The following is a 24,096-nucleotide window of genomic DNA, read 5'->3' as shown; positions in this document are numbered from 1 at the left end:
CAGGTGGGGCGTCCGCCCCACTTCGTGCTCTCTCAGTCCTGCGAAGTCGTGGCCCCGAGCGAGGCCCGGTCCGCTCGCCGCTCTCCCTTGGCCGCGACCGAACGGGCGGGCAGGTCCCCCATCGACAGGAGTCCGGGACGCGCCTCGACGACCGCGGTGGAGGCGTTGACCGCCGCCGCGACGGTGCTGAGGAAGGAATCGAAGCCCACGGAGGAACGGAGGTCGACGATCTGCTCCTCTCCGACGATCCGGTAGTCGTCGCCCGCGGCCACCTCGTCGGCCGGCTCGAAGAACCCGAACGTGATCTCCAGATCGATCACCACGTCGCCCTTGAGCACGCCCCGGGCGGCGTGCGTGACCGCCGCGATCTGCCCCGGTTCGATACGCAGGTGGTCGCCGACGCGCGGTGAGGTCGTCACGACAGAGGGTTCGACCTCTCCCACGTCCACCGAGTCGAGTTCCCATCCGAGCCCTGCCGCGAGCGCCCCGATGGCCTGCTCGAAGCCGTGGTGCCCGACGACCTCGCCCCGGCTGCGAGCCGTCGCGAACTCGCGCGTGGTCAGACCGAGGCCGAACTTCGACAGGATGGCACCGTAGCGTGACATGTTCGTCCGCCGGCGGATCCGTACGCTCTCCACACGCTGGGTCAGTGCGGTCAGGAGGAGAGGAAGGGTGTCCATCAGGACGCCCGGGTTCGCCCCGCCGCCCAGGACGGTCACGCCGTGCGCCTTCGCCGTGTCGTCGAGCCGCCGCGCCAGATCGGGGTGGCTCCGCCAGGGGTGGGCCAGCTCTTCGCAGATGCTCAGGACGTTGTACGAACGCTCCAGCAGCGGCAGCAGGACGCCGGCCGCCCTGTCCAGATCCGAGACGGTCGCCACGATCGCGAGGTCGGCGGCGGGCAGCTCGGCGGGGTCGCTCACGACGACGACACCGTTCGCGGGGCCGTCGAGGAGCACTCCGAGGTCGTGACCGACCACGCGGGGGTCCCGGTCCGCCGCTCCCACGATCTCCATGTCCGCGCGTCGCAGCAAGGAAGAGGCGATGGCCCGTCCCGTGGCACCGAGCCCCACCACGACAGTTCGATTCTTCAACGTCACTCCCCTGGGCGCCTCGGTCGGCCCGCCCACGACACGGTGCTCGACGAAACAGGACTTCGCCGGTGGCGGTTGCCTCGTACCCCACGGTCACAGGCCACGGTCGTGGTGAGAACGACACCGGGCACCGGCTTCCTCCGGGGGCGGTGCACGGTGCACAGGCCGGCCGCGCCCTCGCGCTCATGAGCTGACCGGCACGTCGCTCAGAGTCGTGCGTAGACAGCCGGTCGGCGCGCTCGCAGGACGAGGGCCTGCACCGCGCCGGCCACGGCCGAGAGGGCGACGAGGCCGCCGATCACCCAGGCGCCCGTGGTGGTGCCGACGAGGAGCGGGAAGTTGGCGACCATCAGGCAGACCACGCAGGCCAGGCCGAGGAAGGCGACGGCCGGGGCCACGACCGTACGCCACACCGGCCGCCGCCCTTCGGCGCGCCGGAAGAAGCCGATGACGGCGAGGCTGGTGGCCGCCATCAGCAGGACGATGCCGAGCGTGGCGGCGCCGGAGAACCAGGCGTAGAGGTCCCCGATCGGGTCGAGGCCGAGCGAGGCGACGACGAGCGTGGTGACGAACGCGACCGCCGAGGCGACGGCCGAGGACGCCGACGGGGCGCGGTGCCGGGCGTGGACGACGCCCAGCGGCGCCGGAAGCGCGCCGGCCCGGGACAGCGCGAACTGGTAGCGCGTCACGACGTTGTGGAAGGCCAGTACGCAAGCGAACTGGCTGGTGATCAGCAGGAGTTGCATGGCGTCGGCCCAGACGGACCCGACGTAGCTCCGCGTCAGCGTGAGGACCAGGCCCTCGGGGTCGGCCTGCGCGGCTCCGACCACGGCGTCGACGCCGGAACCCACCACGATCGCCCACACGGTGAACGAGTAGAAGGCTCCGATCACCAGGATCGCGACGTATGTCGCCCGCGGGACCGTGACGTCGGGGTCCTTCGCCTCCTGGCGGAACACGGCCGTCGCCTCGAAGCCGATGAACCCGAAGAGGGCGAACATGACGCCGAGGCCCAGGGAGCCGGTGCCCACGATCGAGGGCGACACCGGCTCGGCCGTCAGTCCGTGGGCGCCGCCGTGGCCCACGATGCCGAGGTCCAGGACCAGGAGCAGCAGGGATTCCAGCACCAGCACGGCACCGAGCACCTTGGCGCTCAGCTCGATGTCGCGGTAGCCGAGGAAGGCGATGACGCCGAGCGAGATGAGCGCCCAGGCCCACCACGGGGAGCCAACGTCGGCGTACCGCTCGATGACGTTGCTCGTCGCGACCCCGACATAGGCGTTCACCCCGACGAGAAGCAGCGTGTAGGAGAAGAGTGCGAGGGTCGCTGCCGAGAGGCCGGGTATGCGGCCGAGCCCCGCCTGGACGTAGGCGTAGAAGGCGCCCGCGTCGCGTACCCGTCCGGCCATCAGGGTGAAGCCGACCGCGAAGACCAGCAGCAGCACGGTGGACAGCGCGAAGTACAGCGGCATCCCCGGGCTGCCGCTCACGGCGAAGGCGAGCGGCACCCCGCCGGCCACGAGGCCGAGCGGCGCCGCAGCGGCGACGACCATGAAAACGATCTGCGACACGCCGAGCCCACGGTGGAGCGGGTTGCCCGATCCCGCTTCACCGCCGGGTGCTTCGGCGTGCCCTGTCTTGGAGAGGTCGGTCATCGCGATCACCTTTCGGCTCACGGGCCGGTACCGGCTCGTCATGGGTGGGGCCCGTGCGGGTTCCGGGTCGTCGGCCGCTTCCGCCGGGCCGCGATCGCGGGAGTGACGGCGGCGATCGTGGGAGCGACGGCCGCGATCGTGGGAGCGACGGCCGCGATCGTGAAAGCGACGGCGGCGCTCGTGGAAGCGACGGCGGCGATCCCCCGCAGCTCGAGAGACCTGTGGGTCCCGCTGTTTAGTACCACTAAACAGCGGGGGCAAACCTCCACCAGCCCGCTCCCGCACCCGCACCCGCAGGGGCGCAACGGCCCGGTCCGCCTGTGCATCGTGCACCGAGCCCTGGCGAAGGAGGTGCCCGCTGTCGTTCTCGCGGGCGGTCCTGGCTGGCGACAGTGAGGCAACCGCCACAGGAACAGCGAGGAAACGCCATGACAGCTGAGGTGTTGGACGCCGTCGAGGAGTTCGACGTGGTGATCATCGGAGCCGGGATCTCCGGAATCGGCGCGGCCACCTATGTCAGCCGGGAGCTGCCCGACAAGTCGCTCGCCGTACTGGAAGCGCGCGACGACATCGGAGGCACATGGGACCTGTTCCGCTATCCCGGCATCCGCTCGGACTCCGACCTCCACACGTTCGGATACGCGTTCAAGCCCTGGCGCCACGAAGCCGCGATCGCCGACGCTCCCCTCATCAAGGAGTACCTCCACGAGACCGTCGAGGAGAACGGCCTGGAGCGCGTCCTCAGGCTCGGCCACCGGGTCGTCCGCGCGGAGTGGTCCACGGCGGACTCACGGTGGACCCTCACCGTCCAGACGTCGGACCCCGCCACGGGAGCGACCCGGACCAGGACGATCCACGCGGGATGGGTCTTCGCCGCCACCGGCTACTACCGGTACGACGAGGGGTTCTCCCCGGAGTTCCAGGGACGGGACGACTTCGAGGGCCGGATCGTCCATCCGCAGCACTGGCCCGAGGGACTCGACTACGGCGACAAGAAGGTCGTCGTCATCGGCAGCGGCGCGACCGCGATCACGCTGGTGCCGGCCATGACCACCGGGGCGGGCGCCGCCCGGCACGTGACGATGCTGCAGCGCACCCCCACCTACGTCATGGCGCTCCCCCGCGTCGACAAGGTCGCCCTGGCGCTCACGAAGCTGCTCGGGGAAAAACGCGGGTACGCCGTGACGCGGTTCAAGAACATCTGGACCGAGCACGCCGTCGTGAAGGGCCTGCGGACCTTCCCCAAGGCAGGACGGGCCTTCATCCGGCGCGAGAACGTCAAGCGCCTTCCCCGGGGATTCGACGTCGACAAGCACTTCAACCCGCCGTACGACCCGTGGGACCAGCGGGTGTGCGTGGCACCGAACGGCGACTTCTTCGACGCGATCAAGGACGGAAGGGCCTCCGTCGTCACCGACGCGGTGGCGCGGTTCAGCAAGCGCGGAATCGTCCTGGCGTCGGGTGAGGAGCTGGAAGCCGACATCATCGTCACCGCGACGGGGCTGAACCTGCGGCTCTTCGACGGCATGCCCCTCGTGGTCGACGGGCACCAGGTCGACATCGCGGACGCGCTCTGTTACCGCGGCATGCTGCTGAGCGGGATGCCGAACTGGGCGATGGCGATCGGCTACACCACCTCGTCCTGGACGCTCAAGGTGAGCCTGATGTGCCGTTACTTCATCGACCTGGTCAGGCACATGGACGCCCGCGGATACGACACGGTGGTTCCGGTCGCGCCGCCGGGAACGGACCGCAGGCCCGTCATGGACCTCCAGGCCGGGTACGCCAAGCGCGGCGAGAAGCTCCTGCCCAAGCAGGGCCCCGAGAAGCCCTGGCGGATGGCGATGTCCTACCCCGAGGACGCCAGGGCGCTGCGCGGCCCGGTGGCCGACGAGAACCTCCGGTTCGGCGCCCGCCGGGCGGCCGCGCCGGCACCCGGCGGGAGGCGAGCCACCCGTGCCTGAGACGAGCGCCGTCGAGAGCGCCGACCAGTACGCGACCCTGCCGTCCGGGATGACGATCTGCTTCCGGGACCACGGCGACAAGGACGACCCCGTGATGCTGCTCATCGCGGGACTGGGCGAGGACCTCACCTTCTGGACCGACTCGTTCGTCGGCTCGCTCGTCGCCCACGGTTTCCGGGTCGTCGCGATCGACAACCGTGACGCCGGCCAGTCGACGTTCGTCGCCTCGCCCCCTCCCGGGCTCTGGCGTCAGATCGCCGCGCGTCCGCGCGGCGACGCGTACGCGCTGGCCGACATGGCCCAGGACGCCGTCGGTGTACTCGACCATCTCGGGATCGCGCGGGTGCACCTGGTCGGGCGGTCGATGGGCGGGATGATCGCGCAGACGATCGCGGCCACGGCGCCCGAGCGGGTCCTGTCGCTGGCCTCCCTCTACTCCACGACCGGGGCGCGCGAGGTCGGTCAGCCGACGCTGTCGACGATCCGGCTCCTCGCCGCGCCGCCGGCGAGGAACAGAACCGCGGCGGTCCGTGCCCACCTGAGGCTCACCCGTCACATCGCGGGAACGGCTCACCCCATCGACGACGCGGCCGAGGCGGCCGTCGCGGCGCGCGGCTGGGACCGCAGCGGCGGCGACCCGGCGGCCGGCACGGCGCGCCAGATCCAGGCCATCCAGCGCTCCGGGGACCGGACGGCCCAGCTGAGCCGGATCACCGCCCCGACGCTGGTCATCCACGGCGACCGGGACCCGCTGGTGAGCCCGAGCGGCGGCGCCGCGACGGTCAAGGCGATCCGCTCGGCCCAGCACGTGGTCATCCCCGGCATGGGCCATCACCTCCCCGAGTCCCTCGTCGGCCCCGTCACGACCTACATCGCGCAGCACGCGACCCGCGTGGGTGAAGGAGGCAGTCATGTCCGGATCTCGTGAGCCCCGCTCCGGGAGCACCACGGTCGACGTCGTGGTCGTCGGTGCCGGTTTCGCCGGTCTGAGCGCGGCGGAGCGACTGGTGAGCACGGGGCGGTCGGTTCTGGTCGTGGAAGGCCGCGACCGGGTCGGAGGCCGCTCGCTCTCCGGCGAGGTGGCGGGCGTGAAGGTCGACCTCGGGGCGACGTGGGTGGCCCGGCGCCACACCGCCGTCCGGGACCTCGCGAGCCGGGTGGGGTGTACCACCACCGACCAGTTCGCCCAGGGCCGCAACGTGCTGTGGATGGCGGGCCGGCGCCGCACCTACAGCGGCACCATTCCCAAGGTCTCCCCCGCGGCCCTGGTGGACATGGCGCGCATGCAGGCGGCGGTGAACAAGCTGGTCGCGACCGTCGACGTGGACGCGGCGTGGGAGACGCCGGGGGCCGGCCGGCTCGACGCCGTCTCGTTCGGCGAGTGGCTCGACCGGAAGAACGCGCTGCCCGGCACCCGCGCGCTGATGACCGTCATCAGCAAGGTGCAGTGGGGCTGCACCCCGGGAGACGTGTCCTTGCTGCACGCACTGCGCTACATCCGTTCGGCGGGCGGGCTCGACCACATGCTGGACGTCGAGGGCGGCCAGCAGCAGGACCGGATCGTCGAGACCACCCAGGAGATCGCCCAGCGGGTGGCGGAGCGGCTCGGTGACCGCGTGCGCCTGGAGACACCGGTGCGCCGCATCGCACAGGACGACGACGGCGTCACCGTCCGCACCGACTCCGGCGAGATCCGGGCCCGGTACGCGATCGTCACGGCCTCGCCGGCGCACCGCGCCGCCATCGCCTTCGAGCCCGCCCTGTCCGAACGGGGCGAAGGGCTCACGCGGACCTGGCGCATGGGCGTGCTGAGCAAGGCGTTCGTGGCCTACGAGAGGCCGTTCTGGCGGACCGACGGCTGTTCCGGGGAGGCGGTGACCGACACCGGGACCGTGTTCATCACCTTCGACGTGTCCCCCGCCCCCGGCGGACCGGGCGTCCTGATGGCCTTCTGCGATCCGCGCGTCTTCGACGGCTTCGGCCCCGAGACGCGGCGCGACCGGGTGGTCCGGCAGCTCGCCGACCTCTACGGTCCGCAGGCGCTCACGCCGATCGACTACGTGGACCACTGCTGGGGAGCGGAGCCCTTCGCCCCGGGCGGCCCCAATCCCGCCGTCGCTCCTTACGCGACCACGAGCTTCGGCAAGGCGCTGAGCGAGCCCCACGGGCGCGTCCACTGGGCGGGCTCCGAAACCGCCGGCGAATGGGCCGGAACCATGAACGGCGCGGTCCTGACGGGCCAGCGCACCGCCGAGAGCGTCCTCACCCTGCTGTCCCGCGACGTCCGAGAGGGGGCGTCCCGATGAAGGAGACGCTGTTCCTGCTGGCCGACCTGTGGATGATCTTCGCCGGTTACTTCTACGGCTGGAAATTCATCCGCCGCTACGGCAACTACCTCCTGGGCCTCGAATGGATGGTCGTCGCCACGTCGGGCACCAACTTCCTGCTCTGGTCGCTGCTCGGGGCCGAGAGCGACAGCGTCCTGTACGACCTGGCGTACTTCTTCGACGCGTTCTCCAGGTCGGTCGGCATCACCCTCATCCTGGTCCTGGGCCTGATGAAGGTCACCCATCGCTACAAGCCGAGCCGCGGCGTCGACGTGACCGTGTTCGGGGTCGCGATCGTGGCCGCCCTGTTCCTCCGCCCCTTCCACGGCGCGGATCTCGACACCGACCGCGGTGCGTTCTGGGTCTCCGTGTTCTACGTCGTCGTCAACCTCCTCACGGCGGTCTTCCTCGGGTACTTCGCCAAGCGCCTCTGGAAGGCGGGCGCGAAGTGGCCGGCGGTCTGGACCGGACTGGTCACGGCCGCCGGGACCACCATCGCGATCACGTACGACTTCTTCCCGCTGCCGTTCGACGACGCGAACCGCACGATCTTCTACACCGCCGCGCTGGCGACCTGGGGCACCCAGGGATTCGTCTACTTCCGCGCCTACCGCGCGCTGCACGACCGCGACGCGGCCCTGGACTCGAACCCGGCCCGCACGGCCGGGGCCCCCGCATGAAACCGCATCACGACGAAGGAGTCAGTATGGCGAAGCGACACGTGTACGCGGTGGTCGACCCTGCCACCGGCAAGCTGGTCAAGGAGTACCCCACCGCGACGGACGAGACCGTCGACGCGGCGATCGACGCGGCGGCACAGGCATACGCGCACTGGTCGGGGCAGACCTCCGTGGCACAGCGCGCCCAGCTGTTGCACACCGTCGCCACCCTGCACGACGAGCGCGGCCGGCAGCTCGCCGAGATCATCCACCGGGAGATGGGCAAGCCGGTGGACGAGGCCGTCGGGGAGGTCGAGTTCAGCGCCTCGATCTACCGGTACTACGCCGAGAACGCGGAGAAGTTCCTCACCGACGAACCGATCGAGCTCCTGGAGGGAGAGGGCACCGCCTTCGTCCGCCGCCAGCCGGTCGGCGTGCTGCTAGGAATCATGCCCTGGAACTACCCGTACTACCAGGTGGCCCGGTTCGCCGCGCCCAACCTCGCGCTGGGCAACACCATCGTGCTCAAGCACGCGTCGCAGTGTCCGGAGTCGTCCGCGGCTCTCCAGCAGCTGTTCACGGACGCGGGCTTCCCCCAGGGCTGCTACGTCAACGTCCACGCCACCGGGGAGCAGATCGGCCGCGCCATCGCCGACCCCCGCGTGCGGGGCGTCTCCTTCACCGGTTCGGAGCGGGCCGGCGCGGAGGTCGCGGAGAAGGCCGGGCGCAGCCTCAAGAAGGTGGTGCTCGAACTGGGCGGCTCGGACCCCTTCATCGTGCTGTCGACCGACGACCTCGACGCCACGGTCCAGGCGGCGGTCGAGGCGCGGTTCGAGAACGCCGGGCAGGCGTGCAACGCCGGGAAGCGCTTCATCGTCGCCGAGGACGTCTACGACGCCTTCCTCGACAGGTTCACCGAGAAGGTGCTCGCGCTGACCGACGACCTGGCGCCGCTCTCCTCGGTCGCCGCCGCCGAGTACGTCGAGGAGCAGGTCGGGCGCGCCGTCGCCGAGGGGGCGACCTTCGTCTCCGCGCGGCAGCGCGAAGGGGCGTACTTCCCGCCCGGCGTGCTGACCGGCCTCTCCCCGGCGTCGCCGTCGGCCACCGAGGAGCTCTTCGGCCCTGTCGCGACCGTCTACCGCGTCGCCTCCGAGGACGAGGCCGTCGAGCTGGCGAACGACACCCCGTACGGCCTTGGCTCCTATGTGTTCACGACGGACGCCGAGCAGGCGCTGCGCGTCGCCGACAGGATCGAGGCCGGCATGGTCTTCATCAACGGCGTCGGCCTCGACGGCGCGGAACTGCCCTTCGGGGGCGTCAAGTTGTCCGGCTTCGGCCGCGAGCTCGGCCGGCCGGGCATCGACGAGTTCGCCAACAAGAAGCTCATCCGTACCGCTCGGACGTGATCGCCCCCCACACGGAAGGAAGACTTTCATGACGATCGAGTTCGACGCCGCCGTCTTCAGGACGCCGAACGAACCGCTGACCATCGAGCGGGTGGCGATCCCCTCGACGCCTCCGCCCGGCGAGGTGCTCGTGCGGCTCCGGGCGAGCGGGGTGTGCCACAGCGACCTCCACGTCCTCCTGGGCGAATGGCAGGTTCCTTCGCCGATGATCCTCGGCCATGAGGGAGCCGGAACCGTCGAGAGTGTCGGCGCGGGCGTCACGACGCTGAAGAAGGGCGACCACGTCGTGCTGTCCTGGACGCCCTCCTGTCGCCGCTGCCGCTACTGCGTCAGCGGCAGGCCCGTCCTCTGCGACATGGTCAGGCAGCACTCGGCGAACCACCTGTCGTTCGACGGCCGGCCCCGGATCACGTCCGCCGACGGGGACGACATCCTCAGCTTCGCGGGCCTGGGAACGTTCGGTCAGTACGCCCTCGTGCCCGAATCGGGAGCGATCGCCATCCGGGACGACGCCCCGTTCCCGCAGGCGGCTCTGGTCGGATGCGCCGTCACGACCGGTGTGGGCGCCGCCGTCAACACCGCCGACGTGCGGCCGAGCGACACCGTGCTGGTCCTCGGCTGCGGCGGCGTCGGCCTGAACGCGATCCAGGGGGCCCGGCTCGCCGGCGCGCGGAAGATCATCGCCGCGGACATCTCCGACGAGAAGCTGGAGCAGGCGCGCGTCTTCGGCGCGACCGACCTGATCAACAACGGCCGCGAGGACTTCGCGGACCGGGTGCGACAGCTCACCGACGGACGCGGTGTGGAGATCGCCATCGAGGCCATCGGACTGCCCCGCACCATCGAGGCGGCCTACGAGGTCCTGGCCCGGGGCGGCACGGCGGTGGTCGCCGGGCAGGTGGCGGACGGCCTGAAGGTCTCCATCGACCCCTTCGTCATGTCCGACCAGGAGCTCTCGCTCATCGGTTCGAACTACGGCTCCAGCACGCCGGATTCCGACTTCCCGCTGCTGATCGACCACTACATGAACGACCGCATCGATCTCGACTCCCTGGTGACGAGCGTGATCGGTCTGAAGGACGTCAACGAGGCGTTCGACCAGATGAAGCGCGGCATCGGCATCCGCTCGGTGATCACGTACTGAAAGGGAGGGGCGATCTCATGGCCCTGGAATCATCCCGCTCGGCCTTCGAGCGAACCCTCCGCAGCGTCGGCGGGGGCGTGGGGTCGGGCCTGCGCGCCGCGATGCCACCCCATCCGCTCTTCGTGCGCGAGGCGCGGGGCGCACACGTCTGGGACCTGGACGGCGACCGGTACGTCGACTACGTGATGGCCTGGGGGCCGCTCGTCCTCGGTCACGGTGACCCGCGCGTGCTGTCGGCGGTGTCCGAGGTCGCGACGAAGATGCAGGTCGTCGGCACCGGCCACCCGCTGGAGTACCTCGCGGCGGAAGCGGTCCTCGCAGCGGTGCCGCACGGCGAGCGACTGCTGTGGAGCAACACGGGGACCGAGGCGGTGCAGGTGGCGCTGCGCCTCGCGCGCGCCGCCACCGGGCGGCGCCGCGTCCTCAAGTTCGCCAAGAGCTACCACGGTTGGCACGACACCGTGTACGCCGGGATGTCCGAGGACGACTGCGACCGCCCCGCCACCCCCGGTGGGGCGGGACAGTCGGCCAGCGTCCTCGACGACCTGGTCGTGGCGCGCTTCAACGACGTACGGCTGGCCGAGCGTCTGCTGGGCGAGGCCGTCGAGCGCGACATCGCGGCCGTGCTCGTCGACCCGGTGATGAGCAACGCCGGCGTGGAAGCGCCCACACCGCAGTTCCTGTCGACGCTGCGGACCCTCTGCGACCGGCACGGCGTCGTCCTCGTCTTCGACGAGGTGATCGCCGGGTTCCGGATCGCCCGGGGCGGGGCGGCCGAGAAGTACGGCGTGCTGCCCGACCTGTCCGTCTTCGGGAAGGCGATGGCCGGAGGCTTCACCCAGAGCGCCGTCGTCGGCCGGGCGGAGCTGGTCGATCAGGTGACCTCCGGCGTCGTGCACGCCGGGACCTTCAACGCCAACCCGATCGCGCTGGCGGCCGTCGCGGCGACGATGCGCGTCCTGGCCGATCCCTCGGTCTACGAGCAACTCGAACGGATCTCGTCCGAGTTCGAAGCCGTCGTCGGCGCCGTTCTCGGTTCGTCGCCCGACTTCGGCAGCTTCAACCGGGTCGGCTCGCTCCTCCAGTACGTCCCCGCCGGGGGCGCCACGGGGCTTCACGGAACGAGCGGGCTCTGGGCGGTGATCCTCGAAGGGATGCTGCGGCAGGGCTTCCTTTTCATGCCGTCCGGCAAGGTCTTCCTCAGCACGGCGCACACCACCGCCGACGTCGAGGCGACGGCCGAGGCCCTCGACCGGCTCCTGCGGACGCTGTGACGTCCGCGTCGAGCCACGCGTAACCCCCACCCGCTCCGGGCCAGGCCGCGTGTTCTGTTCCTCCGCGGCCTGGCCCGGTCCACCTTTCCGGAAATGGCACCATGCTGAACCTCTCGGTCCTGCTCGAGGACTCCGCCCGCACGCACCCGGACCGGGACGCGGTCGTCCTCGGCACGACGCGTCTCACCTACGCCCAGATCGACGCCGCCGCCAATCAGGTCGCCAACCTCTTGGTCGACCGCGGCATCTGGCCCGGCGACAAGGTCGCGCTCAGTTGTCCGAACGTGCCCTGGTTCCCGATCGTCTACTACGGGATCCTCAAGGCCGGCGCCGTCGTCGTACCGCTCAACATCCTGCTCAAGGGCCGGGAGGTCGCCTACCATCTCGCCGACTCGGAGGCGAAGGCGTACTTCTGCTTCGAGGGCGGCGAGGGCCTGCCGATGGGTGCGGAGGGCCACGCCGGGTTCGCCGGGACCCCGGGCTGCGAGCACTTCTTCCTCATCACCGCCGATCCCGCGGCGGAGAGCCCGATCGAGGGCGTCGAGACCATGGGCGCCGCGCTGCGGGGAACCGCGGCGACGTTCGACAGCATCGGAACGTCGGGGGACGACCCGGCCGTGCTGCTCTACACGAGCGGTACGACGGGGCAGGCGAAGGGCGCCGAACTCAGCCACGCCAACCTGGTGCTCAACGCCCTCGCGGTCAACCGGCTGTTGGAGAACCGGCCGGCCCTGGACACCCATCTGGTCGTGCTGCCGCTGTTCCACTCCTTCGGCGCGACCGTGCAGTTGAACGCCGGCTTCTCGACGGCGAGCACACTGGTGCTGCTGCCGCGGTTCGACGCCCGGCAGGCGGTGTCCCTGATGCAGGAGGAGGACATCACCTTCTTCGCGGGCGTCCCCACCATGTGGTGGGGCCTGTTGCAGGCGCTCACCGACGACGTCGACGTCGAGCGCATCGCGAGGAACCTGCGCGTCGGCGTCTCCGGCGGCGCCTCGCTCCCCGCGGAGATCGTCAAGCAGGTCAGGCAGCGGCTGGGCGTCCAGGTCCTGGAGGGCTACGGCCTCTCCGAGACCTCGCCGGTGGTGACCTTCAGCGATCCGGCGCGGGAGCCCCGTCCCGGGTCGATCGGCGTGCCGATCTGGGGCGTCGAGGTCAAGCTCGTCGACGCGGACTGGTCGGAGGTCGAGGACGACGGCACGGGCAGCGCCATCGGGGAGATCGCGGTCAAGGGCCACAACGTGATGAAGGGCTACCACGGCCGCCCCGAGGCCACCGCCGACGCCGTCAGGGACGGCTGGTTCCGCACCGGCGACCTGGCCCGCAGGGACAAGGACGGCTTCTACTACATCGTCGACCGAGCAAGGGATCTGATCATCCGCGGTGGCTTCAACGTCTACCCGCGCGAGATCGAGGAGGTCCTGATGACGCACCCGGCGGTCAGCCTGGCCGCCGTCGTCGGCGTGCCGCACGAGAGCCACGGCGAGGAGATCAAGGCGTTCGTGATCCTCGAACGCGGCGCCGAGGCCCGCCCCGACGAGCTGGTCGCCTGGGGCAAGGAGCAGATGGCCGGCTACAAGTACCCGCGCATCGTGGAGATCGTGCCGACGCTGCCGATGACGTCCACCGGAAAGATCCTCAAGCGCGAGCTCACGTGACCGGCGCGCCGCGCGCCGACATGGGTGGGAAGGACGGCAGATGACAGTGAATGAGGGCCGGCAGCGGGACGTGTTCCTCGACGGATCCGGTACGGGTCCGGGCACGGTTCCCGGCTCGCTCGTGGCCGCCTGGAAGGCACGCGTGGCGAAGAACCCGGAGGGCATCGCGCTCCGCTTCTTCGACGGCGCCCTGACCGCGCGGGAGGTGGACGCGGCGTCGGACGCCCTGGCCGCCGCGTTCGAGGCCCGCGGGACCGGCCGGGGCGACCGCGTCGGGGTGTACCTGCAGAACGTTCCGCAGTACGCGCTGGTGCTGCTGGCCCTGTGGAAGCTGGGGGCCACGGCGCTGGGACTCAACCCGATGTACCGGGGCCGGGAACTCCGCCGGATCGTGGAGGACTCCGGGACCGTCGGCGTCGTCTGCGCGGACGAGGACGTCCACGAGACGCTCGGCACGCTGGCGGGGAGTTCGGTGCGGTGGCTGGTCAGCACGTCGGCGCTGGACTACCAGTCGCGGAACGATCCGCGGGTCTTCGCGACGGCGGAACGTCTGGCGCCCGCGCCGGACGGCGACCTGGTGGCGCTGATCGGCGAGTTCGAGGGCCGCGGTCCCTCCGCCAGGGAACTGACCCGTGACGACGTCGCGTTCCTGACGTACACCTCGGGGACGACGGGGCCGCCGAAGGGTGCCATGAACACCCACGGCAACGTGCTGAGCGTGGTGGGGACCTGCGCGTCGTGGATGGGTGTGGGCGACGGGGACGTCGTGTTCGCCATGGCCCCGCTGTTCCACATCACCGGGGCGGTGGTCAACGCGACGATCTCCCTGCTCACCGACACCACGCTCGTCCTGGCGGGCCGGTTCCACCCCGAGGTCGCCCTGGAGACCTTCGCCGAGCAGGGGGTGACCTACACGATCGGCTCCATCACCGCGTACAACGCGATCTACGAGCTGCCGCAGGCCGGACCGGAGCACTTCGCGACGGCGAAGGCCCTGTACTCCGGGGGCGCGCCGATCCCGCCGGCGACCGTCGAGCGGTTCCGGGAGCGGTTCGGCGTCTACCTCCACAACGGCTACGGGATGACCGAGACGACGTCCGCCGTCATCGCCGTGCCGCCGGGTTCGCGGGCGCCGGTGCACCTGCCGAGCGGGACGCTGTCCGTCGGCAAGCCGCTGCCGCATGTCACCGCGCGCGTCGTGGGACTGCACGGCGACCCGGTGCCCCCCGGTGAGCAGGGTGAGCTGGAGTTGAGCGGGCCGCAGGTGGTGCCCGGGTACTGGGGCAAGCCCGAGGCCACCCGTCGGACGATGCCGGAGGGCCGGCTGCGTACCGGTGACGTCGCGGTGATCGACGAGGAGGGCTGGGTCTACCTGGTGGACCGGCTCAAGGACCAGATCAACGTGTCCGGGTACAAGGTCTGGCCGCGCGAGGTCGAGGACGCGCTGTACGAGCATCCGTCGGTCCTCGAAGCCGCGGTCGTCGGCCGGCCGGACGCGTACCGCGGCGAGACCGTCGTCGCCTACGTCTCCCTCAAGACGGGCCGGAACGCCACGGCGGACGAGCTGATCGCGTTCACGCGTGAGCGGCTGGCGGCCTACAAGTGTCCACGCGCGATCCGTTTCCTGTCCGACCTGCCCAAGACCCAGAGCGGCAAGATCCGGCGCGCCGAGCTCCGCGACGCCGGAGCGGTATCCCCTTCGAAGGACTGATCCATGAGCCAGAATCGTTTCTCCGGACGCACCGCCGTCATCACCGGGGCGAGCCGGGGCATCGGTCTCGCCGTCGCCGAACGCCTCGTCGCCGAAGGGGCGCGCGTGTGCCTGACCGCGCGCAAGGCCGGCCCGCTCGAAGAGGCCGCCGCCACGCTTTCCCCGGGCAGCGTCGTCACCGTCGCCGGCCGGGCGGACGATCCCGACCACCGCCGCGAGGTCCTGGACACCGTGGCGCGCGAGTTCGGCGGGCTGGACATTCTCGTGAACAACGCGGGCATCAACCCTGCCTACGGCCCCGTCGTCGGCCTGGACCTCGACGTCGCCCGCAAGGTGCTGGAGGTCAACGTCCTGGCCACCCTCGCCTGGGTACAGGACGCCGTGGCCCATCCGAAGCTCGGTTTCACCGGACGTCGGGGCACCGTCGTGAACCTCTCCTCCGTCACCGGCGACACTCCCTCCCCCGGCATCGGCCTCTACGGCGTGAGCAAGGCCGCCGTCTCCCACCTGACCCGGACCCTGGCCGTCGAGCTCGGCCCCGAGATACGGGTCAACGCCGTCGCCCCCGCCGTGGTGAAGACGCGGTTCGCCGAAGCCCTGTACGACGGCAGGGAGGCAGAGGTGGCCGCCGACTACCCCCTGCGGCGCCTGGGCGTGCCGTCCGACATCGCCTCCGCCGTGGCGTACCTGGCCTCGGAGGACGCCTCCTGGGTCACCGGCCACGTCCTCACCGTCGACGGCGGCCTCACGGTCGCCGGCGGCACCGCGTAACGACCTCGCCCCTCCCACAAAGGACAGCCATGACCACCCCTGACCTTCCGCCGGAGCTGGCGGAGCTGCGTGAGCGCACGCGCCGGTTCATCCGCGAGACCGTCGTCGACGCCGAACCCGCCCCCGGCGGACGCCTCGACCAGGCCACCCGCGACCGGCTCCAGACCGCCGCGAAGGAGGCCGGTGTCTTCGCGCCGCTCGTGCCGAAGGAGTACGGCGGGCAGGGCCTGCCCATCGAACACTGGTCACCGATCCTCCAGGAGGCCGGCTACTCGCCGATCGGCCCCAGCGTGCTCAACTGCATGGCCCCCGACGAGGGCAACATGCACATGCTCCACCTCATCGCCACCGAGGAGCAGAAGAAGCTGTATCTCGCGCCTCTGGCGGCGGGGGACGTCCGGTCCTGCTTCGGCATGACCGAGCCCCATCCCGGAGCGGGATCCGACCCGGCCGCGCTACGGACCACCGCCGTACGCGCCGACGGCGGCTGGATCATCGACGGCCACAAGCGGTTCACCAGCGGAGCCGTCGGCGCCGCGTTCTGCATCGTCATGGCCCGCACCCCGGCCGTCGACGGCTCCCCCGAGGGGGCCACCATGTTCCTCGTCGACCTGACCAACCCCGGGATCCGGATCGGCGAGGCGATCCACACCGTCGACCGCGCCATCGACGGCGGCCACCCGCACCTGCACCTGGAGAACTGCTTCGTCCCCGACGACGCGGTCCTCGGCGAGGTCGGACTCGGCTTCCGGTACGCGCAGGTGCGGCTCGGCCCCGCCCGGCTCACGCACTGCATGCGGTGGCTGGGACTGGCCCGCAGGGCCCACGACATCGCGCTCGACCGGGCCGGGAAGCGGGAGCTGTTCGGCGGTCCGATCGACACGCTCGGCCTGGCGCAGCACCTGATCGCCGAGTCCGTCATCGACATCGAGACCTCCGACGCGATCATCACCAAAACCGCCAACCTGCTGCACCGCGACCCGAAGACGGGCTCGGCGATGTCCTCGGTCGCCAAGGTCCACTGCTCCGAGGCGATCCACCGGGTCATCGACCGCGCGATCCAGATCTGCGGCGGGGACGGCGTCTCCGACGGGCTCCCGCTGGCGCAGTACCTGAACGAGGTACGCCCGTTCCGCATCTACGACGGTTCCAACGAGACCCACCGGTGGGCCATCGCCCGTCGGGCGTCGGCAGACCGCAGCGCCGCGGTCCGGGCCGGCGAGAGCTACCTGGGCGACGCCGTCGTCGGCCGGGACGGGGGCACGTGATGCACACCGTCCCCGACGGCGTGGAGGTCGTCGCGAGCCGCGAGCGGGCCCGTCGTCTCGACAGCCCTCCGCTCCTGGTCCTCGACGCTGTCACCGGCTTCCTCGACGCCCACGGCATCGGCAGCGGGCCGCTCGCGTGGCAGCGCATCGGCGACGGCCAGTCCAACGTCACCTACCTGATCGAACGCGGCGGCGAGTGCGTCGTCCTGCGCCGCGGCCCGCGCCCGCCGCTGCCGAAGTCGACGCACGACATGGTGCGCGAGGCCCGCATCCAGAAGCTCCTCCACGGGCACGGGGTGCCGGTGCCGGAGATCATCGCGGTCTGCGAGGACGAAGGCGTCCTGGGCGTGCCGTTCTACCTCATGGGCCGGCTTGACGGGACGGTCGTCACCGACACGATCCCGGCCCACCTCTCCCCCGCCGAACAGCGCAGGGCCACCAGCGAGGCGGTCGTCGACACCCTCGTCACCCTGCACAGCCTCGACGTCACCCGGGGGGAACTCGCCTCCCTGGGCCGCCCCGAGGGGTACCTGCGACGCCAGGTCGAACGCTTCCGCGGCCTGTGGGAGGTCAACACCACCCGCAGCCTGCCCGCGGTGGAGCGCGTCGCGGACTGGCTCGCCCAGAACCTGCCGACGAGCCAGTCGGCCTCGGTGGTGCACGGCGACTACCGCATGGGCAACCTCATGTTCGCCCCGCAGGCCCCGGCCGAGGTCCTCGCGATCCTCGACTGGGAGATGGCCACGCTCGGCGACCCGCTCGCGGACCTGGGCTACCTCACCGCCACCTGGTCCGAGGCCGGCAGCCCCGCCACCCCGCTCGAACTCACCAAGGTGACCCGTTCACCCGGCTACCTCACCCGGTGTCAGCTGGCAGAGCGCTATCAGCGCCGCACGGGCCTCGATCTCACCCCGCTGCCCTGGTACCAGACCCTCGCCCTCTGGAAGGCGGCGATCTTCTGCGAGGCCATCTACACCCGTTGGCAGCGGGGCGAGCGTCCGCATGACACGGTCTTCGGACCGTCGCTCGAAACGGGTGTCCCCCGGCTCCTGGAGCGGGCCGGGCACTACGCCGGCCTGACCGCGACCAGCCGCCGCTGACGTCCGACGCCCGCGGTACGAGGCTCTTCACCGGCCCCACCACGACCGGGCCGTCGTGCTCCGACGTCACGCCGCCGTCCCGCGCGCCCTCGCGCCGAGTCCGTCTTCCCTGTCCTTCCAGAGAGAGGTCCCGTGCCCTCCGATTCCTCCCGGCATTCCCCCCGCGACACACGGATGCTGGTCACCCTCAACGCGCTGCCGCTCGCCGTCGGCGTCCTGCTCTCCTGCTCCACGACTCTCGGAGAGATCTCCGTGTACGGACGTCTCACGCTCGGCATCACGTGGGCACTCACCCAGCTGGTCGTCCTCGTCGGCGGGACCTGGTGGTACGAGAAGCGGGCCGCGTCCTCCTTCGAACCGGCCTCGGCGACCACCGCTGCGCGTTCGGCCGGGGGCGCGTGGTGACGACGCACCTCCTGAGCGTCGGCTCGCCCGATCTCATCGGCACCGCCGCGAGGGGCGCGGTCATCAGCGCCTTCCTCGTCTTCATCGGCCTCTGCCTGCTGTGGGTCTTCACGCTCGCCACGCAGGACGACGACCCGGAACGCCTCTACGTCGCCGGCCGGTCCCTCCCGCCCGTCTTCAACGGCGTCGCGATGGCGGGAGAACAGATCACGGTCATCATCCTGGTCTCGCTGCCGGGAGCCATCGCCCTCTTCGGCTACGACGGAGTCTCGACCGCCGTCGACAGCGCCCTCGCGCTCGGCGTCTTCCTGCTCCTCGCCCCCAGGATGCGCGCGACCCGCCGCTACACCCTGGGCGAGCTGTTCTCCCTGCGCGCCGAGGGGCCGGGAGTACGGATCGCGGGTGCCGTGGTGACACTGTGCATCGCCGTGCCCCTGCTCATGGTGCAACTACGGGCCGGCGGCATCACCACCGCCCTTCTGATCGGCATGCCGAGCGAGGGGGCCCAGGTGGTGTGCACGGTGCTGATGGGATTCCTGGTCACGTGCTTCGCGGGGGTGGCCGATCTGCGCGGCACCAGTTTCGTGCAGGTCGCCAAAGTGCCCGTGGCCCTGGTGACGCTCGCCGCGGTGACGCTGCTGGCGCTCCGCTCCTTCGACTGGAGTCCCGGATCCCTGCTGTCGGCCGCCATGGACAAGAGCGTGTCACCGGGCGGATACCTCAGCCCCGGGCTGTGGGCACACTCCGCCGGAGGCGGATCGCTCGGCACGCTCAGTGACCACATCGTCGTCATCCTCGGAACCGCGATGATGCCCCACCTGATCCTCCGCGTCAGCGCGGGCCGGGACGTGCCCGCCGCCCGGCGCTCGCTGAGCGTCGCCGTCGGGCTGACCGGCCTCTTCTACCTGCTGCTGATCACGACCGGCTTCGCCGCGGCCGCGGTGGTGGGCAGCGGACGGATCGGAGCGGTCGACGCGAAGGGGCAGGGAGCCCCGATCCTCCTGGCGTCGGAGGTGCTCCCCCACCACTCCACCGGCCGGGTCGTGCTCATCACCCTCGTGGCCTGTGTCGCCTTCCTCGCCGTGCTCACGGCCGTGGCGAGCGTGACCTTCGCCGCCGCCGTCTCCGTGACCCGCGACCTGCTCGGGCGGAAGGGCCGTGCCCGGATCGGGATCGGAGAGCCGGCGGTCCTGCGGCTGTCCGTCGTCGTGCTCTGCGTCGTGAGTCTCCTCCTCACCACCGCTGTACACCGCTATCCCATCGAGTTCCTCCTCGCCTTCTCGCTGAGCCTCGCGGCCACATGTGTGTTCCCCGCGGTCGTCTACTCGTTCCTGTGGACCGGCTTCAACCGCCACGGGCTGCTGTGGCTCGTCTACGGAGGGCTGTCCCTGTGCTCCCTCCTGACCCTCGCCTCCCCCGCCGTGTCCGGGACGAGATACGCGCTGCTGCCGGAGCAGGACTTCAACCTGTTCCCGCTCCACACCCCCGGCCTGATCTCCGTACCGGCGGCCTTCCTCCTCGGATGGCTCGGCAGCACGCGTCCCTGGGAGCGGACCACACACCGCCGGCACACGGCGTCGGGACCTGTTTCCGCCCGTAGCGCCCCCGCAGCTCGCATCGATTCCGGCAAGGACGCCGTGAGCGGATAGCTCCGCCGTGCCCGCGACCGGACGGTGCATCGTGCACCGGGCCCGGGCGAAGCAGGTGCCCGCTGTCGTTCTCGCCCGCGGTACCGGCTGGCGACAGTGAGACGACCACCACAGGAACAACGCGGAAACGCCTGACCTTCGAGCCCACCTGATCAACCGCGCTTCGGATCGAGGAAGAGGACACGCATGACGACCCAGAAGAAGACCCAGGCGCTGACGTCCGTGGCGAACGACACGCCGGCGGAGGAGATCCTCGAGATCGTGACCCGTGACGGCGGCGTCATCATCAAGGGCTTCCTGACACAGGAGCAGATCGTCCGCTTCAACACCGAGATCGAACAGCCGCTGCGGGCGCTCGCCCCGGGGTCCACCCACGAGGACGAGATCGTGGCCGCGTTCCACGGCAGCAACACCAAGCGCCTCACGAACCTGGTGACGCACAGCGCCACGTTCCGCAGCGAGATCATCGACCACCCCCTGGTCCACGAGATCAGCGACCTGGTCTTCCTCCAGGAGTCGGGCACGTACTGGATGACCACCGCCCAGGTGATCGAGATCGGCCCCGGCAACAAGGCGCAGATGCTCCACCGCGACCTGGAGAACTGGTTCCCGTTCATCGGCATGGGGCCCGGCGGGCCGGAGGTCACCATCAACTTCCTGGTCGCCCTGACCGACTTCACGGAGGAGAACGGCGCCACCCGCGTCATCCCCGGAAGCAACCACTGGAGCGACTACGAGGACCGCGGGACCCCCGAGCAGACGATCCCCGCCGTCATGAACGCCGGGGACGTCCTTCTCTTCAGCGGCAAGACCGCGCACGGCGGCGGGGCGAACCGGACCGGCGACGAGTACCGGCGTGGCCTCGCCTTCGCGTTCAACGCGGGCTTCCTCACCGGCGAGGAGGCGTACCCCTTCCTCGTCGACAGGGAGCTCGCCAAGACGCTCTCGCCGCGCGTCCAGCGCATGCTCGGCTTCCGCTCCCAGTACCCCACGGGCTCCCCCGGCCTGTGGCAGGTCGACTACGCCGACCTGGGCGACCACCTCGGTCTCTGAGGTCCGGGTCGATCAGAGGCCGCCGCAGCCGTCCGAGGAGCGCACGTCATGGCTTTCCCTTACATTCGCACTATGGGAACCGGTGTCGATGCGTTCCTTGGTCAGCTGGCCCGCCACCTCAGACCACAGGTGAAGAAGCTGGCCGCCCTGCTGCTCCAGCGCCTGAACGGCGAGTTCCCCGAGCTGTGGGAGAACGCGGACATCGAGGACCTGACCCTGGAGGAGACGGCCCAGCACGTCACCGCCCTCCTGGAACTCCTGGAGGCCCGCCCCGGCGCGAGCGCGCCGGAAGCTCCTCCGGCCGCCTTGGACATCGCCCGCCTCTACGCCCGCCGGGGGATCCCGGTGAGCCGGCTCCTCCGTGCCTACCGCCTCGGCCATCTCAGCCTGCTCGAACAGCTCCAGGCCGAAGCTCCCCGCCTCACCGACGACTGGCACATGATCAACCAGGCCACGGTGAGGCTGGTCGGAATCGGTTTCGACTACGTGGACCGGTCCTCGGAAGAGGTCGTCGCCGCCTACCAGGAGGAACGCGACCGTCTGCTGCGGCGTCGGCTCGCCCTCACCGACAGGGCGAGCAAGCGGATCGGGACCACGCTCGACATCTCCCGCACCGCGGAGGAGCTGACGGAGGTCTGCACCGAGGACTTCGCCGACCTCGTCACCGTCGACCTCCTCGACTCCGCACTCGACGAGACCGGCACCGGTCCGCCGGAGGCCCTGACACAGCGCCGCGTCGCCCAGCGCTCCGTCCTCGACGACTGTCCGGAGTCCCCGCTCCGCGTCGGTGGAACCCACACCTACCCCGACGGCTCCGAACCGGTTCGCGCACTGACCACCGGACGGTCCGTCCTGCACCACATCGCGGGGACCGAGCTGCCCCCGTGGGTGGCGCCGTCGGAGTCCCACGGCCGAGTGCTGCGCGACCTCGGTCTCCACTCCGTACTCCTCGTGCCTCTGCACGCCCGCGGGGAGATCCTCGGCCTGGTGCAGTTCGTACGCCACCGCACCTCGGCCCCCTTCGACGACGACGACCTCCTGCTGGCGCAGGAGATCGTCTCCAGGGCGGCGGTGTCCATCGACAACGCCCGCCGGTACACCCAGGAGCGTTCCACCGCGCTCGCCCTCCAGCGGACCCTGCTGCCCCGGAACACGGTGCAACACGCGGCCGTCGAAACCGCCTCGCGCTACCTGCCCGCCGGATCCCGCGCCGGCGTGGGCGGCGACTGGTACGACGTCATTCCCCTGTCCGGGGCCCGCGTCGCGCTGGTCGTCGGCGACGTGGTCGGTCACGGCCTGCACGCCGCCGCCACCATGGGCCGGCTCCGCACGGCCGTCCGCGCCTTCGCCGACATCGACCTCATGCCCGACGAACTCCTCACCCATCTGGACGACGTGGTCATCCGCATGCAGCGCGAGGAGTCGCCGGACGAGGGCGAGACCAGCGCCACCTGCCTGTACGCGATCTACGACCCCGTCTCGCGCAGGTGCTCGCTGGCCAGTGCCGGCCATGTCCCGCCGACCGTCGTCACCCCCTCGAAGATCAGCGAGGGTTTGCCGGAGGTACCGATCGGACCTCCTCTCGGCCTGGGTGGACTCCCCTTCGAAACCGCGGAGTTCGAGCTGCCGGAGGACAGCCTGCTGGTCCTGCACACCGACGGGCTGATCGCCGGCCGCACGCGTGACGTGGACCGAGGACTCGCCACTCTGCACGACGTCCTCACCTCGGCACCGGACTCACTGGAGGAGATCTGCGACCGGCTCCTGGCCGCACTGCTGCCCGGCCGCCCCGCCGACGACGTCGCCCTGCTCGTCGCCCGGACCCGTGCCCTCGACCCGGACCACGTGGCCACGATGGACCTCCCGCCCGATCCGGCGGCCGTGTCCGGGGCCCGACGCTTCGCCTCCGACGTCCTGACGGCCTGGGGGGTGGAGGAACTGTCCTTCACCACGGAGTTGGTCGTCAGCGAACTGGTCACGAACGCGATCCGCTACGGCAAGAGCCCGATCCAGCTGCGACTGATCCTCCAGTCGACGCTCACCTGCGAGGTCTCCGACGCCAGCAGCACCGCCCCGCATCTGCGCCGTGCCCGGATGTACGACGAAGGCGGCCGCGGCCTGCTCCTCGTGGCCCAGTGCGCGGAGCGCTGGGGGACGCGGCACGGTCGCGAGGGAAAGGTCATCTGGGCCGAGCAGGCTCTCCCCGGAGACAGAGCGTCGACGGCCGCAGTGACATAACGCCTGCTCCAGGCCGACTTGATCGATCGACTAAGTCGATATAGTGGGCCTATGGCTCATGTTTCCGCGGCGGAGCGCCGCCCCCAGTTGATCAAGGCGGCCATCGACCTCATGACCCGGGAGGGCGTCGCCGCGGGGAGCACCCGCGCCATCGCCGCGGAGCTCGGCGTCGCTCAGGCCACCGTCCACTACACCTTCGGCACGAAGGAGGACCTGTACCGAGCCGTCATGGACCAGATCACCGACGAGCTGGTCGCGCAGGTGCGGCGGGCGGCGCCGGAGGACGCGGGCTTCGAGGAGACCTTCAGCGCCCTGGCGGGCGCCCTGTGGGGCACCGTGCGCGAGCCGACGTCGCACCACCAGCTGCTCAGCGAGCTGACCATGTTCGCCCTGCGCGTGCCCGGCCTCAACGAGGCCCGGCAGAGCCACTACCGGCGGGTCATAGAGGTGACCGCGCAGGTGATCACGGAGACGGCCGAGAGGGCGGGGCAGGAACTGGCCGAGTCCCCCGAGACGGTGGCCCGGTTCTTCCTCTCCGGCTTCGACGGCCTCACCATGCAGGTCCTCCAGTGCCTGCCGGACGAGGCCACCGAGCGGACGGGACTCAGGGCACTGGTGGGCGCCACCGTGGCGCTGGCCAAGGGGGACCTCGATCTGCCTGACGTACCGATGACCCCTGACGTACCGACGGCCTGACACGACGCGAGAACGGTGGTGGGCGCA

19 protein-coding genes are annotated in these 24,096 nt (G+C 70.8%); 17 read left to right on the top strand and 2 right to left on the bottom strand.

Annotated elements, in window-relative coordinates; translation table 11 throughout:
- Window positions 1-32 precede the first annotated feature (32 nt).
- Window positions 33-1,097, bottom strand: a complete 1,065-nt coding sequence (locus ACIGHB_RS03060; RefSeq protein ID WP_399909041.1) for a dihydrodipicolinate reductase — start codon at window positions 1,095-1,097, stop codon at window positions 33-35.
- A 200-nt stretch (window positions 1,098-1,297) separates the two neighbouring features.
- Complete coding sequence (locus ACIGHB_RS03055) at window positions 1,298-2,746, bottom strand: APC family permease (protein ID WP_399909039.1); 1,449 nt, start codon at window positions 2,744-2,746, stop codon at window positions 1,298-1,300.
- Between the two features lie 428 nt (window positions 2,747-3,174).
- Here ACIGHB_RS03055 and ACIGHB_RS03050 point away from each other — a divergent pair, with 428 nt between their 5' ends.
- The 17 genes from ACIGHB_RS03050 (at window position 3,175) to ACIGHB_RS02970 (ending at window position 24,069) form a co-directional block, all read left to right on the top strand.
- Entirely contained in the window at window positions 3,175-4,710 is a 1,536-nt protein-coding gene (locus tag ACIGHB_RS03050; RefSeq protein WP_399909037.1) for a flavin-containing monooxygenase, read from the top strand.
- Window positions 4,703-5,638 (top strand): alpha/beta fold hydrolase, encoded by a 936-nt coding sequence (locus ACIGHB_RS03045; protein ID WP_399909036.1) that lies wholly within the window; start codon window positions 4,703-4,705, stop codon window positions 5,636-5,638. The genes ACIGHB_RS03050 and ACIGHB_RS03045 overlap by 8 nt, the downstream gene beginning before the upstream one ends.
- On the top strand, window positions 5,622-7,016 hold the full coding sequence (locus tag ACIGHB_RS03040) for a flavin monoamine oxidase family protein (protein WP_399909034.1): 1,395 nt from the start codon (window positions 5,622-5,624) through the stop codon (window positions 7,014-7,016). Before ACIGHB_RS03045 ends, ACIGHB_RS03040 begins: the two co-directional genes overlap by 17 nt.
- Window positions 7,013-7,717 (top strand): transporter, encoded by a 705-nt coding sequence (locus ACIGHB_RS03035; RefSeq protein ID WP_399909032.1) that lies wholly within the window; start codon window positions 7,013-7,015, stop codon window positions 7,715-7,717. Before ACIGHB_RS03040 ends, ACIGHB_RS03035 begins: the two co-directional genes overlap by 4 nt.
- 26 nt (window positions 7,718-7,743) lie before the next feature.
- Complete coding sequence (locus tag ACIGHB_RS03030; protein WP_399909030.1) at window positions 7,744-9,102, top strand: NAD-dependent succinate-semialdehyde dehydrogenase; 1,359 nt, start codon at window positions 7,744-7,746, stop codon at window positions 9,100-9,102.
- Window positions 9,103-9,130: 28 nt separating this feature from the next.
- Window positions 9,131-10,246 carry a Zn-dependent alcohol dehydrogenase gene (locus ACIGHB_RS03025; protein ID WP_399909028.1) on the top strand — a complete coding sequence of 372 codons (1,116 nt, stop codon included), beginning with the start codon at window positions 9,131-9,133 and terminating at the stop codon, window positions 10,244-10,246.
- Window positions 10,247-10,263: 17 nt separating this feature from the next.
- Window positions 10,264-11,520: an aspartate aminotransferase family protein gene (locus ACIGHB_RS03020; protein WP_399909027.1), complete on the top strand. Its 1,257-nt coding sequence runs from the start codon at window positions 10,264-10,266 to the stop codon at window positions 11,518-11,520.
- 101 nt (window positions 11,521-11,621) lie between these two features.
- The gene (locus tag ACIGHB_RS03015) at window positions 11,622-13,178 is read left to right on the top strand and encodes a long-chain fatty acid--CoA ligase (protein WP_399909025.1); all 1,557 of its coding nucleotides are present in this window, start codon (window positions 11,622-11,624) and stop codon (window positions 13,176-13,178) included.
- A 40-nt stretch (window positions 13,179-13,218) separates the two neighbouring features.
- Entirely contained in the window at window positions 13,219-14,889 is a 1,671-nt protein-coding gene (locus ACIGHB_RS03010) for a class I adenylate-forming enzyme family protein (protein ID WP_399909023.1), read from the top strand.
- A 3-nt stretch (window positions 14,890-14,892) separates the two neighbouring features.
- A complete protein-coding gene (locus tag ACIGHB_RS03005; RefSeq protein WP_399909021.1) occupies window positions 14,893-15,660 on the top strand; it encodes an SDR family oxidoreductase in 768 nt (255 codons plus the stop codon).
- A gap of 29 nt (window positions 15,661-15,689) precedes the next feature.
- Window positions 15,690-16,928 (top strand): acyl-CoA dehydrogenase family protein, encoded by a 1,239-nt coding sequence (locus tag ACIGHB_RS03000; protein WP_399909019.1) that lies wholly within the window; start codon window positions 15,690-15,692, stop codon window positions 16,926-16,928.
- Window positions 16,928-18,028: a phosphotransferase family protein gene (locus ACIGHB_RS02995; protein ID WP_399909017.1), complete on the top strand. Its 1,101-nt coding sequence runs from the start codon at window positions 16,928-16,930 to the stop codon at window positions 18,026-18,028. Before ACIGHB_RS03000 ends, ACIGHB_RS02995 begins: the two co-directional genes overlap by 1 nt.
- A 174-nt stretch (window positions 18,029-18,202) precedes the next feature.
- Window positions 18,203-18,433, top strand: coding sequence for a hypothetical protein (locus ACIGHB_RS02990; protein WP_360308630.1), 231 nt, complete (start codon window positions 18,203-18,205; stop codon window positions 18,431-18,433).
- Window positions 18,430-20,082 (top strand): transporter, encoded by a 1,653-nt coding sequence (locus tag ACIGHB_RS02985; RefSeq protein WP_399909014.1) that lies wholly within the window; start codon window positions 18,430-18,432, stop codon window positions 20,080-20,082. The genes ACIGHB_RS02990 and ACIGHB_RS02985 overlap by 4 nt, the downstream gene beginning before the upstream one ends.
- A 186-nt stretch (window positions 20,083-20,268) precedes the next feature.
- Window positions 20,269-21,135 (top strand): phytanoyl-CoA dioxygenase family protein, encoded by an 867-nt coding sequence (locus ACIGHB_RS02980; protein WP_399909013.1) that lies wholly within the window; start codon window positions 20,269-20,271, stop codon window positions 21,133-21,135.
- Window positions 21,136-21,183: 48 nt separating this feature from the next.
- Entirely contained in the window at window positions 21,184-23,373 is a 2,190-nt protein-coding gene (locus tag ACIGHB_RS02975) for a SpoIIE family protein phosphatase (RefSeq protein WP_399909011.1), read from the top strand.
- Between the two features lie 51 nt (window positions 23,374-23,424).
- On the top strand, window positions 23,425-24,069 hold the full coding sequence (locus tag ACIGHB_RS02970; protein WP_399909009.1) for a TetR/AcrR family transcriptional regulator: 645 nt from the start codon (window positions 23,425-23,427) through the stop codon (window positions 24,067-24,069).
- The last annotated feature ends 27 nt before the right edge of the window (window positions 24,070-24,096 follow it).

The organism is Streptomyces sp. NPDC085460, from assembly GCF_044541975.1.
Taxonomy (GTDB): Bacteria; Actinomycetota; Actinomycetes; order Streptomycetales; family Streptomycetaceae; genus Streptomyces.
Note: the sequence above shows the minus strand (reverse complement) of the source record. Positions and strands in the feature narration are given on the sequence as shown.

Coding starts and splice junctions, on each gene's coding strand:
- ACIGHB_RS03005 (WP_399909021.1), top strand. CDS start 14,893: ATGAGCCAGAATCGTTTCTCCGGACGCACCGCCGTCATCACCGGGGCG.
- ACIGHB_RS03035 (WP_399909032.1), top strand. CDS start 7,013: ATGAAGGAGACGCTGTTCCTGCTGGCCGACCTGTGGATGATCTTCGCC.
- ACIGHB_RS03000 (WP_399909019.1), top strand. CDS start 15,690: ATGACCACCCCTGACCTTCCGCCGGAGCTGGCGGAGCTGCGTGAGCGC.
- ACIGHB_RS02995 (WP_399909017.1), top strand. CDS start 16,928: ATGCACACCGTCCCCGACGGCGTGGAGGTCGTCGCGAGCCGCGAGCGG.
- ACIGHB_RS03030 (WP_399909030.1), top strand. CDS start 7,744: ATGGCGAAGCGACACGTGTACGCGGTGGTCGACCCTGCCACCGGCAAG.
- ACIGHB_RS03025 (WP_399909028.1), top strand. CDS start 9,131: ATGACGATCGAGTTCGACGCCGCCGTCTTCAGGACGCCGAACGAACCG.
- ACIGHB_RS02990 (WP_360308630.1), top strand. CDS start 18,203: ATGCTGGTCACCCTCAACGCGCTGCCGCTCGCCGTCGGCGTCCTGCTC.
- ACIGHB_RS03020 (WP_399909027.1), top strand. CDS start 10,264: ATGGCCCTGGAATCATCCCGCTCGGCCTTCGAGCGAACCCTCCGCAGC.
- ACIGHB_RS03050 (WP_399909037.1), top strand. CDS start 3,175: ATGACAGCTGAGGTGTTGGACGCCGTCGAGGAGTTCGACGTGGTGATC.
- ACIGHB_RS02970 (WP_399909009.1), top strand. CDS start 23,425: ATGGCTCATGTTTCCGCGGCGGAGCGCCGCCCCCAGTTGATCAAGGCG.
- ACIGHB_RS03055 (WP_399909039.1), bottom strand. CDS start 2,746: ATGACCGACCTCTCCAAGACAGGGCACGCCGAAGCACCCGGCGGTGAA.
- ACIGHB_RS03040 (WP_399909034.1), top strand. CDS start 5,622: ATGTCCGGATCTCGTGAGCCCCGCTCCGGGAGCACCACGGTCGACGTC.
- ACIGHB_RS03010 (WP_399909023.1), top strand. CDS start 13,219: ATGACAGTGAATGAGGGCCGGCAGCGGGACGTGTTCCTCGACGGATCC.
- ACIGHB_RS02975 (WP_399909011.1), top strand. CDS start 21,184: ATGGCTTTCCCTTACATTCGCACTATGGGAACCGGTGTCGATGCGTTC.
- ACIGHB_RS03015 (WP_399909025.1), top strand. CDS start 11,622: ATGCTGAACCTCTCGGTCCTGCTCGAGGACTCCGCCCGCACGCACCCG.
- ACIGHB_RS02980 (WP_399909013.1), top strand. CDS start 20,269: ATGACGACCCAGAAGAAGACCCAGGCGCTGACGTCCGTGGCGAACGAC.